This window comes from Candidatus Poriferisodalis sp., assembly GCF_965219595.1.
GTDB lineage: Bacteria > Actinomycetota > Acidimicrobiia > Acidimicrobiales > Poriferisodalaceae > Poriferisodalis.
Window position 1 is genome coordinate 2,664,399 of the sequence record NZ_OZ244781.1, and the last position, 13,364, is coordinate 2,677,762.

12 protein-coding genes are annotated in these 13,364 nt (G+C 69.1%); 8 read left to right on the forward strand and 4 right to left on the reverse strand.

The window, feature by feature from the left end; genetic code table 11:
• Nucleotides 1–34 precede the first annotated feature (34 nt).
• A complete protein-coding gene (locus ACOQPE_RS11840; protein WP_420609110.1) occupies nt 35–1,450 on the forward strand; it encodes an NAD-dependent succinate-semialdehyde dehydrogenase in 1,416 nt (471 codons plus the stop codon).
• A gap of 22 nt (nt 1,451–1,472) precedes the next feature.
• Here ACOQPE_RS11840 and ACOQPE_RS11845 read toward each other — a convergent pair whose 3' ends face one another.
• Complete coding sequence (locus tag ACOQPE_RS11845) at nt 1,473–2,267, reverse strand: class II aldolase/adducin family protein (RefSeq protein ID WP_420609111.1); 795 nt, start codon at nt 2,265–2,267, stop codon at nt 1,473–1,475.
• A gap of 135 nt (nt 2,268–2,402) precedes the next feature.
• Here ACOQPE_RS11845 and ACOQPE_RS11850 point away from each other — a divergent pair, with 135 nt between their 5' ends.
• The 6 genes from ACOQPE_RS11850 to ACOQPE_RS11875 all read left to right on the forward strand — a co-directional run bounded on the left by ACOQPE_RS11850 (nt 2,403) and on the right by ACOQPE_RS11875 (nt 10,394).
• Complete coding sequence (locus tag ACOQPE_RS11850) at nt 2,403–4,646, forward strand: CoA transferase (RefSeq protein ID WP_420609112.1); 2,244 nt, start codon at nt 2,403–2,405, stop codon at nt 4,644–4,646.
• 50 nt (nt 4,647–4,696) lie between these two features.
• The gene (locus tag ACOQPE_RS11855) at nt 4,697–7,042 is read left to right on the forward strand and encodes a xanthine dehydrogenase family protein molybdopterin-binding subunit (protein WP_420609113.1); all 2,346 of its coding nucleotides are present in this window, start codon (nt 4,697–4,699) and stop codon (nt 7,040–7,042) included.
• Nucleotides 7,043–7,088: 46 nt separating this feature from the next.
• Nucleotides 7,089–8,384 (forward strand): O-acetylhomoserine aminocarboxypropyltransferase, encoded by a 1,296-nt coding sequence (locus ACOQPE_RS11860; protein ID WP_420609114.1) that lies wholly within the window; start codon nt 7,089–7,091, stop codon nt 8,382–8,384.
• Nucleotides 8,385–8,388: 4 nt separating this feature from the next.
• Nucleotides 8,389–9,219: an alpha/beta fold hydrolase gene (locus tag ACOQPE_RS11865; RefSeq protein ID WP_420609115.1), complete on the forward strand. Its 831-nt coding sequence runs from the start codon at nt 8,389–8,391 to the stop codon at nt 9,217–9,219.
• Between the two features lie 159 nt (nt 9,220–9,378).
• The gene (locus tag ACOQPE_RS11870) at nt 9,379–9,918 is read left to right on the forward strand and encodes an FAS1-like dehydratase domain-containing protein (protein ID WP_420609116.1); all 540 of its coding nucleotides are present in this window, start codon (nt 9,379–9,381) and stop codon (nt 9,916–9,918) included.
• A 53-nt stretch (nt 9,919–9,971) separates the two neighbouring features.
• On the forward strand, nt 9,972–10,394 hold the full coding sequence (locus tag ACOQPE_RS11875; protein WP_420609117.1) for a MaoC/PaaZ C-terminal domain-containing protein: 423 nt from the start codon (nt 9,972–9,974) through the stop codon (nt 10,392–10,394).
• Nucleotides 10,395–10,454: 60 nt separating this feature from the next.
• Here ACOQPE_RS11875 and ACOQPE_RS11880 read toward each other — a convergent pair whose 3' ends face one another.
• On the reverse strand, nt 10,455–11,711 hold the full coding sequence (locus ACOQPE_RS11880) for an acyl-CoA dehydrogenase family protein (RefSeq protein ID WP_420609118.1): 1,257 nt from the start codon (nt 11,709–11,711) through the stop codon (nt 10,455–10,457).
• A 147-nt stretch (nt 11,712–11,858) separates the two neighbouring features.
• On the opposite strand from ACOQPE_RS11880, the gene ACOQPE_RS11885 reads away from it, so the two are divergent.
• Nucleotides 11,859–12,407: a DsbA family oxidoreductase gene (locus ACOQPE_RS11885; RefSeq protein WP_420611389.1), complete on the forward strand. Its 549-nt coding sequence runs from the start codon at nt 11,859–11,861 to the stop codon at nt 12,405–12,407.
• Here the strand turns inward: ACOQPE_RS11885 and ACOQPE_RS11890 are convergent.
• Together ACOQPE_RS11890 and ACOQPE_RS11895 are read right to left on the reverse strand one after the other, a co-directional pair.
• Nucleotides 12,404–12,838 carry a rhodanese-like domain-containing protein gene (locus ACOQPE_RS11890; protein ID WP_420609119.1) on the reverse strand — a complete coding sequence of 145 codons (435 nt, stop codon included), beginning with the start codon at nt 12,836–12,838 and terminating at the stop codon, nt 12,404–12,406. The genes ACOQPE_RS11885 and ACOQPE_RS11890 overlap by 4 nt on opposite strands.
• Before the next feature lie 96 nt (nt 12,839–12,934).
• On the reverse strand, nt 12,935–13,345 hold the full coding sequence (locus tag ACOQPE_RS11895) for a VOC family protein (protein WP_420609120.1): 411 nt from the start codon (nt 13,343–13,345) through the stop codon (nt 12,935–12,937).
• Between the last annotated feature and the right edge of the window lie 19 nt (nt 13,346–13,364).

A 13,364-nucleotide genomic window follows, 5' to 3' on the forward strand; every position in this document is an offset into this window, starting at 1 on the left:
GCTGATTTGCGATGCTGGCGCGATGCAAACGCAGATGCTCATTGGAGGACGCTGGCACGGCGCCGCAGGCGGCGAGCTGATCGACGTGCTCGACCCGGCGACCGGCGACGTTGCCGCTGGCGTCGCGGCGGGAACGCCAGCCGATGCCGTGGCCGCGTGCGACGCGGCTGCCGCAACGCAGCCCGGCTGGGCAGCCACTGCGCCCCGCGTCCGCTCGGAGATCTTGCGCGACGCCCACCGCATCCTGATCGAGCACTCCGACGAGCTGGCCGACCTCATCACGCTGGAGAACGGCAAGCCCCGCGCCGACGCCATCGGCGAGGTGGCCTACGCCGCTGAGTTCTTCCGCTGGAACGCCGAGGAAGCCGTGCGTATCCACGGCTCGATCAGCGTCGCGCCCTCGGGCGCCAACCGCATCATCACCCGCCACCCGCCCGTCGGCGTCGTGGCCATGATCACGCCCTGGAACTTCCCGGCCGCCATGATCACCCGCAAGCTCGCCCCGGCACTGGCCGCCGGCAACACGGTGGTCATCAAGCCGCCCCGGGAAGCCCCGCTGACCTCGCTGCGGGTCGCCGAGCTGCTGGGCGAAGCCGGCGTGCCCCCAGGCGTCGTCAACCTGGTGCCTACGGCCAACTCGGGCGCCTGGCTCGACGCCGTCGTGGATCACCGGGCAGTGCGGATGCTGTCGTTCACCGGCTCCACCGAAATCGGCCGGGTCCTGCTGAAGCGCTGCGCCGACCGGGTGCTCAAGGTGGTGATGGAGCTCGGCGGCAACGCACCGTTCGTCGTGTTCGCGGACGCCGACCTCGAAGCCGCCACAGCCGGCGCCATGGTCGCCAAGATGCGCCACTCGGCGGAGACCTGCACGGCCGCCAACCGGTTCTTCGTGGAGGCGCCGGTTCACGACGAGTTCGTCGAACGGCTGGCCACGGCAATGGGCGCGATGAAGGTCGGCAACGGCAGCGACCCCGACGTCACGTGCGGCCCGATGATCAACGCCGCCTCGGTGCAGAACATCGACCGGCTGGTGCGCTCGGCGGTCGACGGGGGCGCCACCGCTGTCACCGGCGGCGCGGCCATCGACGGGCCCGGCTTCTTCTACGAGCCGACGGTGCTCGGCGGGGTGGAGCCCGGCGCGCCCATCACCCGCGAGGAGATCTTCGGGCCGGTTGCGCCCGTCTCCAGCTTCACCGACACCGACGCCATGATCGCCGCCGCCAACGACACCGAGATGGGCCTCATCGGCTACGTCTACACCCAGGACCTGGGCAAGGGCCTGGCGGTCAGCGAGCGCATCGAGGCCGGCATGATCGGCCTGAACCGTGGCGCCGTGTCGGACCCCGCCGCGCCCTTCGGTGGCATGAAGCAGTCGGGCCTCGGTCGCGAGGGCGCCAGCGAAGGCATCTACGAATTCTGCGAAACCCAGTACATCGCCGCCGAGTGGTAGCTGGTGTGCTGGGCGCAGGCGCTCAGTCGAGGAAGCTGGGATCTCGCTCGAGCACCTTGTCGTAGATCGGCTGGTAGCTGAACCAGCCGGCCAGCGGGCTGCCCGTCTGCGACGCCGTGAGCTTGGCGGACTCGTGGCGGATCGGGATCGGCGTGCCGGCGGCCTCAGCCAGCAGCTGGCTCTGGCAGGTGCGCTCCATGGTGATGAACCACCACGCGGCCTCGTCCACGGTCTGGCCGACGGTGAGCAGCCCGTGGTTCTGCAGGATCACCGCCTTGCAGCTGCCGAGCGCCTGGCCGATGCGCTTGCCTTCGGACGTGTCGAGCACCACACCGGTGAAGTCGTCGAACAGGGCGTGGTCTTCGTAGAAGGCGCAGGCGTCCTGGGTGAGCGGGTCGAGCAGGCGGCCCAGGCTCGACCACGTCTTGCCGTACAGCGAATGGGTGTGCGCCGCAGCAATCACGTCGGGTCGGGCCTTGTGCACCTCGCTGTGAATGGCGAAGGCCGCCTGGTTCAGCGGGTAGCGCCCCTCCACGATGTTGCCGTCGTGATCCACCAGCAGCAGGTCGGACACCTTGATCTGACCGAAGCCCACGCCGAACGGGTTGACCCAGAAATGGTCGGTCCATTCGGGGTCGCGCGCCGTGACGTGGCCGGCCACGCCCTCCTCGAAGCCGAACAGCGAGAACGCCCGGTACACCGACGCCAAGCGCTCCTTACGGTGCTGCCGCTCGGCCTCGATCGTGTCGAACGTCGGCGCCTGCGGCATCGGGATCTCGGTGAAGGGGTCGGCGGCGGAGTCAGTAGTCGTCGTCACGAGGGCCATCGTACGACGCTCGGGCCGCCGTGACCGAGGAGCTGTGCCGCGTGTTCGCAAGGGACGCCGGGCATCGCGGTCGTGACTTCGGCCGTGATTCGGCTACTGCGACTGCACCCGCGTAGTGTCCACCCGGTGAGCAGGGACGACGCTGGTGCAGCGAGCGGCGCGCCCGTGCGGTGCCTTGGCGGCGTACGAGTGGTGGAGCTGACCACAGGCATCGCCGGGCCGTACGCGGCGCGCTTCCTGGCCGATCAGGGCGCGGAAGTGGTCAAGGTGGAGCCGCCCGGCGGCGACCCGTACCGGTCCGACCCGGGCTTCCAGGCGGTCAGCCGCAACAAGCGCTCGGCGGTGCCCGACGGCGTCGAATGGGAACGAGCCCCGCTCCCGGCCGATGTCGACGGACCGCCGGCGTCTCTGCCCGGCATCCTGCGGCCGGCGTCGTCGTCGATGGCCACGCCGCCGCTGGGTGGACTGCTCGCTGGCGCCGATGTCGTGTTCGTGCCCGACGGTCCCACCGCTGCGGCCGTTCGAAGACATGCTCCGAGCGCGGTGATCATCTCGTGCCCGACCTGGGGCGACCGGGGACCGTACGCGACCCGTGCAGGCACCCCGTCGCAGGTGGCCGCCGTGACCGGCATCGGCTGGAACCAGATCAGCTACTCCGAAGGCCCCGTCGAGTTGGTGGTGCCGCTGGCCTCATACGGGGCCGGAATGCTCGGGGCGATGGCAGCCGCAGCGGGCCTGTACGCACGGCGAGCCCACGGGTCGGCACCGACCTACACCGTTTCGGAGGTGTCCGGCTCGGGTGCCATGCAGATCGGCGACTTCGAAGTGCCCGAGATGGCCGACCTCGACCGCGACGGCTCCTGCCCGCTCGGCTCGGCCGGCCGGCTTCCCGTGTACCGGCTGTTCCGGGCCGCCGACGACCGCTGGATGTTCGTGGCCTGCGGCACCTATCCCTTCTACGTGGCGATGCTGCGAGCCCTCGGCCGCGAAGACCTGCTGGGCGATGAGCGGTTCCCGGACCCGCCGTGGGGCCTGCTCGATCTCGAGCCGCTGGCGGAGATCACGCCGATCCTCGAAGAGGCGTTCGCCCAGCGCACGCTTGCCGAGTGGCTCGAGGTCTTCGCAGTGCACGATGTGCCCTGCCAGCCGACCCAGACCCGCGACGAGTTCGTGGGCTCGGCGCTCGCGCAGGTCAACGGGCTCGACACTGTGGTTGAGCACCCCGAACTCGGGACAGTGCGCACCCCGCCCCAGCCGATGTGGATCGACGGCACCGACGAGGTTGCGTTGCAGCCAGCACCGCGCCTCGGCGAGCACACCGCCGCAGTCGAAGCCGAGCTGGAAGCCGGTGCATGGCCGGCCCAAGCGGTATCGGACCCCTGGGTGCCGGGTACCGCACCGTTGCTCGGCGTCAACGCTGTCGACCTCAGCTCGTTCATCGCCGGACCGGTCATCACCCGCCATCTGGCGATGCTCGGTGCCGAGGTCATCAAGATCGAGCAGCCCGGCGGCGATCCGTTCCGCGTGCTCGGCCCGTATTTCAACGGCTGGAACCAATCGAAGCGCTCGATCTGCCTCAACCTCAAAGACACTGCCGATCACGTCGTCATGGCGCAGCTCGTGGCCGGCGCCGACGTCATCGTGGAGAACTTCCGCCCCGGCGTCGCGGCACGCCTCGGCGTCGCCGATGAGGATCTGCGGCGCATCCGCCCCGATGCGGTGCTGGTGAAGAGCCCCGGTTACGGCCGCGACTCGTCAATGGCGGACGTGCCGGCCTTCGATCCGCTGCTGCAGGCTCTGGGCGGGATCATGGCGGCGCAGGGCGGCGATGACGAGCCGGTGTTCCTGACGGTGCCGGTGCACGACGCCGCCACGCCGATGATCGCCGCGTTCGGCGTGCTGTGCTCGCTGTACCGGCGGCAGGCCGACGGCCACGGAAGGACGGTGCGCACGTCTCTCACCCAGACAGTCATGGCAGCACAGGCAGCCGAGTTCGTGCAGTACGAAGGGCGGCCGCCTGCCGAGATGGGCGGCATGGACTACCGGGGCGCCGGCCCCGAGCGCACCTACCTCGAGGTGCCCGGTGCCGACGGTCCCGAGTGGGTCTGGCGCCAGACGACGCCCGAGGGCACCAGCGACCTGCCGGTCGAGCGGCGCGGCTTCGTGGGGTCCGCAGTCGCCGTCGATAACAGCCACGTCGTCGACCTGCCCGAGACCGAGTGGGGCCCGATGATCCAGCTCGGCTCCCTCGTCGGCGGCATCGACGTGACAATGCGCCGAGCCCCCTACCTGGACGAGCACCGAGCAGAGATCACCGCCGAGCTCGCCACGCCCGGGGACTCCGGCACGCAGCCTGCGGCGGCCGACTGAAGGTTCCGACTCGGCTCGAACAGCGGAATCTGCGTCACTACGGTGAGCCCATGGCGACGGCGCGACTTGCCTCCGAGGATCTGCCGATGCTGCGCGGCACGGCAGCCTTCACCGCCGATCTGCCGTTGCCCGAGGGTTGCTTGCACGCAGCGTTCGTGCGCTCGACGGTGGCCCACGGCGACCTGCGCAGCGTCGATCTGCGCGAGGCCGAGCAGGCGCCGGGCGTCGTCGCCGTCTTCGAAGCGGCTGGGCTGGGGTTGGAGCCGCTGGAGTACTACCGGGCCACCACGCTCGGCGGTCAGATGGCCCGGCCGCTGCTGGCCACCGAGCGCGTCCGGTTCGTCGGTGAGCCGATTGCCGTCGTGCTGGCCGACTCGCCCAGCCACGCGCTCGACGCCGCCGAGCTGGTCGCCGTCGAGACAGACGAGCTGCCGGCAGTCATCGACGCCGAGCAGGCCGCAGCCGGCGACGTGCTGCTGTTCCCCGATGCAGGAACCAACGTGGTGCGGCCGCTGGATCCCCCCGACGGCGGCGGCTTCCTGTCACCGCCCACCGAAGTTGACGACGCAGCTGCACCTCCTGCCGAACCCGGTGAGGATCCCTGCGACGGCGCGCAGTGTGTCGTGGAGCTGGTCTGCGAGAACGACCGGATCACGTCGCTGCCGATCGAGCCGTGCGCCATCGTCGCGACGCCCTTCGAGCTGCTCCGGGGCACGCCGCTGGCGCAGGGCGCTTCGCCTGACTGCGAGCTGGACATCTGGAGCACCGGCCAGGGCGTGCACAGCGCGCCGTACCTGTACCGGCGTTTGCTGGGCATCCCGGTTACGGCGGTGCGCGTCCGCGAACCGCAGGTCGGCGGCGGGTTCGGCGGCCGGGGCGACCCCATGCCGGAGTTCTTCGTGGTGGCCCGGGCCGCCCAGCTGCTCGAACGCCCGATTCGCTGGGTGCAGAGCCGCCAGGAGCAGTTCGTCTCGATGCCCTACGGGCGGGGCCAGCGGCACCGCATCCGGATGGGTTTCGAGCCCGACGGCCGCATCGTCGGGATCGACGTGGTCATGTGGTGCGACGCCGGTGCGTACCCGCACATGGCGCCGATGCTCACTGCGGCCAGCTACCGCCAGAGCACCGGCCTGTACCGCGTGCCGCGGCTGCGCTACCGCATCGGCTCCGCGGTCACGAACGCCCCGCCCACCGGTGCCTACCGCGGCGCCGGCCAGCCCGAGGTGAACGCTGCGCTCGAGCGGGCCATCGACGCCGGCGCCCGCGAGCTGGGCCTCGATCCCGCCGACGTCCGCCGCCGGAACCTGCTGCGTGCCGACGAGCTGCCGTTCGACACGGGCACCGGCATTGTGCTCGACAGCGGCGACCCGCACCGCGCGCTCGATACTGCCCAAGAACTGATCGATGCCGAGCGCTGGCAGGTGCTGGCAGCCGAGCGCCGGGCAGCCGGCAGCAGATCGGCACTGATCGGGATCGGCTACGGCTGCTACAGCCAGAGCGCGGGCAGCGGCGACGACCCCGACTACGCCTCGCTGGAGCTGGGATCGGACGGGAGCGTGCTGGTGACCTGCGGCAGCCACGGCCACGGCCAGGGTCATCACAGCCTGTGGGCCCAGATCACCAGCGCCCGGGTCGGGATCGCCGAAGGCGCCGTGCGGGTGAACGACGCCGATTCGGTGACATCGTCGTACGGCGGGGTGACCGGCGGTTCTCGCACCGCGACGGTGCTGGGCAGCCAGATCGCCGAAGCCGCGACCGAACTGCGTGCCCGCATCTGCGAAGTAGCCGGAGAGCTGCTCGAAGCCAGCCCCGACGACATCAGCCTCACCCCCGACGGTGCGCACGTAGCCGGCGTGCCGTCCCGGCTGACGAGCTGGACCGACATTGCCGCAGCCGCACCGGAGGGAATCAGCGCCACCGTCACCGAGCGCAGCGCCGAGGTGACCCATCCCTACGGCACCCACGCCGCGGTCGTCGAGGTCGATGCGGAGACAGGCCGTGTCGAGCTGCTGGCGTTCGCCGCGGTGGACGACTGCGGGCGGATGCTGTCGGAGGCATCTGTCGAGGGCCAGCAGCACGGCGGCGCGGTTGCCGGCATTTCCCAAGCGCTGATGGAGGCAGGGCAGTGGGACGCCGACGGCACTCCCCGCACCACCACGCTCGTCGACTATCTGATCCCTGCCGCAGCCGATGTGCCCTCCATCGACACTGCTCGGCTCGGCACGCCGACCGAGCGCAACGAGCTCGGTACCCGCGGCATCGGTGAGAACGGGGCCATCGCTGCGCCGCCGGCAGTGCAGAACGCCGTGATCGACGCGCTTGCCCACCTCGGCGTGACCCACATCGACATCCCCCTCACACCCCAGCGCGTCTGGGAAGCGATTCGAGCCGCGTAATAGCAAAGCAGTGCTTGAATGCAGGCAAGCGACCCCGGAGGCACCCATGGTCGAGCCGGATTTCCTGCACTTCGACACGCTGGCGCTGCACGCCGGCCAGCGGCCCGACCCGACCACCGGGGCGCGAGCCGTGCCGATTTACCAGACGACGTCGTTCAGCTTCACCGACACCGAGCAGGCAGCCAGCCTGTTCAACCTCGAGATCCCCGGCCACATCTACAGCCGCATCTCCAATCCCACCGTTGCCGTGCTCGAGGAGCGGATCGCCGCGCTCGAGGGCGGCGTCGGCGCGGTCTGCACGGCGAGCGGCATGGCGGCGTTCCACCTGGCGTGCGCCACAATCGCCTCAGCGGGCGACCACATCGTGGCCAGCCGCAACATCTACGGCGGCACCCACAACATCCTGAGCCTCACGCTGCCCCGCTTCGGCATCACCACGACGTTCGTCGACCCCCGCGATCTCGATGCGTGGCGCAATGCCATCCAGCCCAACACCAAGGTGCTGTTCGCCGAGACGCTGGGCAACCCCAACATCGAGGTGCTCGACGTGCCGGCCGTGGCCGCAGTCGCCCACGAGGCCGACCTGCCGCTGATGCTCGATGCCACGTTCACCACTCCGCACCTGATGCGGCCCATCGAGCTGGGTGCAGACATCGTGATGCACAGCGCCACCAAGTTCCTCGGCGGTCACGGCGTCGCGATCGGCGGGGTCGTGGTGGACGGCGGGCGTTTCGACTGGGCCGCTTCGGGCAAGTTCCCGACGCTCAGCGAGCCGTATGCGGGCTACCACGGCATTGCCTTCACCGACGAGTACGGGCCGCAAGCGCTGTCGATGCGGGCCCGAGCCGAGGGCCTGCGCGACTTCGGCGCCGCCATGAGCCCAGCGGTGGCGTTCCATTTGCTGCAGGGCGTCGAGACCCTCCCGCTGCGCATGGATCGTCATGTCGCCAACACCGAAGCGGTGATCGAGTTTCTCACCTCCCACGACGCCGTGAGCTGGGTGAGCCACCCGTCGGTGCCGTCGCATCCCGACCACGAACTGGCCAAGCAGCTGCTGCCGCGAGGCGCCGGCGCGATCCTGAGCTTCGGCGTCGAAGGCGGCCGCGAGGCCGGACGGCGGTTCATCGAGGCGGTGCGGCTGGCGTCGCATCTGGCCAACGTGGGCGACGCCAAGACGCTCGTGATCCATCCCGCCAGCACCACCCATCAGCAGATGAGCGCTGAGGACCTGGTTGCCGCCGGCGTCGGCGAAGACCTGGTGCGGCTGTCGGTGGGTCTGGAGCACCCGGGCGACATCATCTCGGACCTGTCCCGCGCCCTGCGGGCATCGCAGAAGGGCTGAACCGATGACAGCGACCGAGACGTTTTCGCTTGACGTCCGGGGCCACGCTGCGGGTGTGGCCGCAGGGGGAGTGGTACCCGATGCGGCATCGGCGGCCGAGGCGCCGGTGGTGCTGCTTGTGCACGGCGCAGGCATGAACCGCACGGTGTGGCAGCTGCAGACACGCTGGTTGGCACACCATGGCTACACCCCGCTCGCCATCGATCTGCCGGGTCACGGCAACAGCGAAGGCGAGCCTCTGGGATCGGTGGCCGAGATGGCCGGCTGGCTCGGCGATGCCATCACCGCCGTGGGGGAGCGGCTGGATTGCGCCCACGTACGTCTTGTCGGCCATTCGATGGGGTCGTTGGTATGCACCGAAGCGGCAGCCGCCGATCACGATCGCATTGCTCGTTTGGTGCTGATGGGCACCGCAGCGGGAATGCCGGTGCATCCGGCGCTCTTGGGTGCTGCGGAGAAGAACGAGCTGCTGGCACCGGAGCTCATGACCGCATGGGGACACGGCAACCGGGCGCATGTCGCCACCAATCCGACGCCCGGGCTGTGGATGCTCGGCGGCAGCGTGGCCCTGCTGGAACGAGCCGACAACGGTGTGATCCACGCCGACCTGTCCGCCTGCGCGGCCTACGAGGCTGGCGACGTTGCTGCGCGAGTCAAGTGTCCGGTGACGGTGATCGTGGGCAGCGAGGACAAGATGACCCCGCCGCGGGCCGCAGCACCGCTGATCGCCGATTTCGCCGATTGCGATGTGGTGCACCTCGCCGGAGCCGGCCACATGATGATGAACGAGGACCCGGCCGCCATCCGGACGGCACTCGCCACAGCGCTCGCCTAGCCCGCCGGTTGTGCGCGCTCCGCGCTGCGCCGGTCGTGCGCGCTTGTTGCTGTGCTGGTTGTGCGCGCTCCGCGCCTTGCTGGCCGTGCGCGATCCGCGCGCGGCTGCCATCATGTGCCGGCGGCAATGTGACGCAACCTGCCGCAGAAGGAGCCGGACATGACAGTCGAGCGATTTCCCGTCGAGGCCTCGCACATCCTGATGTTCGCGAGGTCGATCGGCGACACGAACCCGATCTACAGCGACGCGGAGTACGCCGCTGGCACCGAGGTCGGTTCGATCATTGCGCCGCCGACCTTCGCGCAGTCGAGTGCGCAATTCGACCCCGACTACTTCCTGCGCCCCAAGCCCGACAAGAAGTGGTTCGGCAGCGGACGCACCGCCTCGGGCACCCTGGTGCGCGACCTCTCCGAAGCAGACGGCGACGATATCGCCGACGAGCGTGAGGACGACAAGCAGTCCGGCGCTGCGGCTGGCGGGCTGCACGCTGAGCAGCACTTCACCTATCACCGGCATCTGAAGCCCGGCGACGTGCTGCACACGGTCACCTACGACGGCGAGCGCTGGGAGAAGCAGTCCAAGCGGGCGGGCATCCTCAAGTTCTCCGAGGCCGTCACCGAGTACCGCGACGAGGACGACGAGCTGGTCATCACGGCCAAGGGCGTCGGCGTCGTCACCGAGAAGGTCATCGACAACTAGCGGGTCGCCAGGACTTCGAACGCAGCACTCACCACCCAGAAAGGAACGCAGACATGGCACTCAGCGCATCGCAGCTCAACGTCGGCGACAGCTACTCCGAGCAGATCGTCGACGACCTCACCCGCACCCAGATCGTCCAGTACGCCGGAGCGTCGGGCGACTACAACCCGGTCCACACCGACGAGAAGTTCGTCACCGAGGTGGCCGGCTACCCGACGGTGTTCGCGCACGGCATGCTCACCATGGGCATGACCGGCCGCATGGTCACCAACTACGTCGGCGACGGCCGCCTCACCTACTACGGCGTGCGGTTCACCAGCCAGGTGTGGCCAGGTGACACGCTCACCGCCAAGGCCGAGGTTGCCGACATCCGTGACGAGGACGGTCAGAAGCTGGTCGATCTCACCATCACCACCACCAACCAGGACGACCGAGCAGTCCTCACCGGCCAAGCCACCGCCCGCCTCGACGACTGAGCGGCGCTAGCCCTTCGCCCTTCCGGCGCAGTGTTGGCTCTTCGCCCGTTGGGCGCGGTGCTAGCCCTTGGCCCGCCCGGCGAAGCCGAACAGCTTGCCGGCCACTTTGCGGATCTGGATCTCCTCTGAGCCCTCGGTGATCCGGTACCGGCGGTGGTGCCGGTAGATGTGCTCGAAGGGCATGTGGCGGCCGTAGCCGTTGCCGCCGCAGCTCTGCATGGCCCGGTCGGCAGCGTCGCAGCAGAACCGATTGCCCCGGTAGTTGCACATGGCCACCTTGTCAGTGATCTCCATGTGGTCGACGCCCTCGTCCATTTCCCAGGCGGTCTTCCAGATGAGCGCCCGCACCATCTCGGCCTCGGTGTACAGCTCCGCCAGCGGGAACTGGATGGCCTGATTCTGTGCCAGAGGCTTGCCGAACGTGGTGCGGTTCTTCACATAGTCGACCGCCACGTCGATGCAGTGCAGGCCGGCGCCGACCGATGATGCTGCTTGGCGGATCCGGTTCTCGTGCACGAAGAGCTGCGCTGTCTGCAGGCCCCGGCCCTCGGTGCCGAGGATGTCGTCGTTGCTCACCCGCACGTCGGTCAGCCGCACGTGGGCATGGTCGGTGGGCATGTTGAAGGTCCACATGAACTTCTCGACCGCGAAGCCCGGCGTGTCGACGGGCACGATGAAGCAGGTGATGCCGTGCCCCTCGCCGGGGTTCCCCGACGTGCGGGCGAAGATGTAGTCGTGGGTGGCGTGGTGGAGCCCGGTGTTCCAGTACTTCTCGCCGTTGATCACCCACTCGTCGCCGTCGCGCACGGCGGTGGTCTCCATCCAGGTGGCATCGGAGCCGTGCAGCGGCTCGGTCAGGCCGAAGCCGATGCGGGCCTGGCCTTCCAGCATCTTGGGGATCCAGTACTCCTGCTGGGCGGGTGAGCCGTAGCGCTCCATCATCAGCACGGTCGGGAAGTTGCCGATGATCGAGTTCTCGTTCTGCAGGTCGTTGTGCAGTCCGAGGCCACGGCGGGCCAGGTGCTCGCGGATGATGGCCATCCCCAGGTTGGAGCCGTTGCTGCCGCCGAAGCGCTCCGGCAGGTGCCAGCGCAGGAAGCCCGCCTTGTCGGCTTCCTTGCGCATGCGAACCAGCAGCGCTTCCCATTCCGCATTGGGCAAGCCTTCGCGCTCCCAATCGGTGCGCGAATCCTCCCGCCGGTGGTCGAAGAAGCGGATGTTGTCGTCCTCGTTCTCGATGGGCTCGATGACGTCGTCGATGAACGTGTCCAGGTCGTCGAGCAGCTGGGCGATGTCGCCGGGGATGGTGAAGTCCATGCGCGGCAACCTACCCGGCTGCCCGCGGCCCCCGCCGAGGCGCCGGGGCCGGTGTGCGAGGATGAGCACACGGGGGTGGCGGCGATGACGACTGCTGAGGCGATGTCCGTGCTGGTGTGGTCGGATTACCTGTGACCGTGGTGCCATCTGGCACGAGCCCGGGCGGTCCGCCTGGCTGAACGGCACAATCTCGACATCACCTGGCTGGCGTACGAGATCCATCCCGAGGTGCCGCCCGAGGGCGTCGAAGTGCGCATGAGCTTCGAGCGGATCGCCGAGATGGCCGAAGCCGAAGACATCACGTTCGTGGTGCCGAAGCGCCTGCGCAACAGCGCCAAGGCGCACCAGGCTGCGCTGGCGGTCGAGCACGCCGACCCCGACGCCGCCGAGCGCTATCACGACCGGCTCTATGCGGCCTACTGGGAAGACGAGCTCGACGTCGCCGATCCTGACGTGCTGGTCAGCCTGGCGGCAGACGTGGCCATCGACCCCGACGTGCTGCGTCGAGTCGTCGCCAACGACGAGCTGCTGCCGGCGCTGCGAGCGTCGATGACCCGGGCGAACGAGTGGGGCATCAGCGCCACGCCGAGCTGGCTGTTCGACGGTCGCCTCGTGATTCCGGGAGCGCAGGACGACGACTTCATGGCCGATGTCATCACCCGGCTGCGCGAGCGACCGGCACCGCCCACTGGCTAGGTGTCGGCGGTTTCCGGCGGCGGCACCACGGGCAGTCCGTGCTCGATCCAGCCTTCGACGCCGCCGTCCAGATCGGTGGCCCGTGCGAAGCCCAGCCGCTGCAGCTGGGCTGCGGCAAGGCTCGAGCTATAGCCCTGGTTGCAGAGGATCACCAGATGGTCACCGAAATCTGCGGCTGTCCCCTCCGACGCCCCCGAGTCTGGGTCGAGGCGCCACTCGAGCACCAGCTGCCCGATGTGCTCGGAGCCCTCGATGACACCAGTTCTCTCCCGGTCATCTCGCGGCCGAATGTCGATGACACGCAGCTGTCCGCCCTCGGCGGAATCCGCCGCCGCCATCAGCTCTGCCAGCTCAGCGGGAGCGACTCGCTCCAGGCCCGAACGCGCTTCGTCCAGCAGTTGGTTGATGGTCTTGCGCCGAGGTTCAGGCACTGCTCAACGCTCCCGATGCAGTCGCGCTCGCGATCCTAAGACGCTCTGCCGCGCTCGAGGAGCGCCTTTCGGCGGTTGATGCCCGGCTTCAGGCGATCAGGCAGGGTTGTCGATGAACTCCACCCAGTTGCCGTCGGGGTCTTCGACCATGCCGACCACCACGCCGGGCCGCGCTTCGAGCCGTCGCCAGATGATGTTGGCCCCGGCGTCCTCGCAGGCAGTCATGACTTCCTCGAAGTTGCCGACGTTGAAGGTGAAGTAGCGCAGCCCGGTGGCGCCGGTGATGCCGCCAGTAGCGCCGGCCTGAACGTCAGCGACAGGCACCACGAGCTTGAGCAGGCTCTTGTCTGCCCACAGGCGGTGCATCTGGGCGATGCTCACCTGCTCCATGTTGAGCGTCGCCTCGAACTCCAGCCCCAGCACGTCGCGGTAGAACGCGAGCATCTCGTCGCCGTTGCTGGTGACGATGCCCAGGTCGAAGCCTTCCTTGGTCGGTTGCAGTGCCACGTTGTCCCCTGTCTGTGTT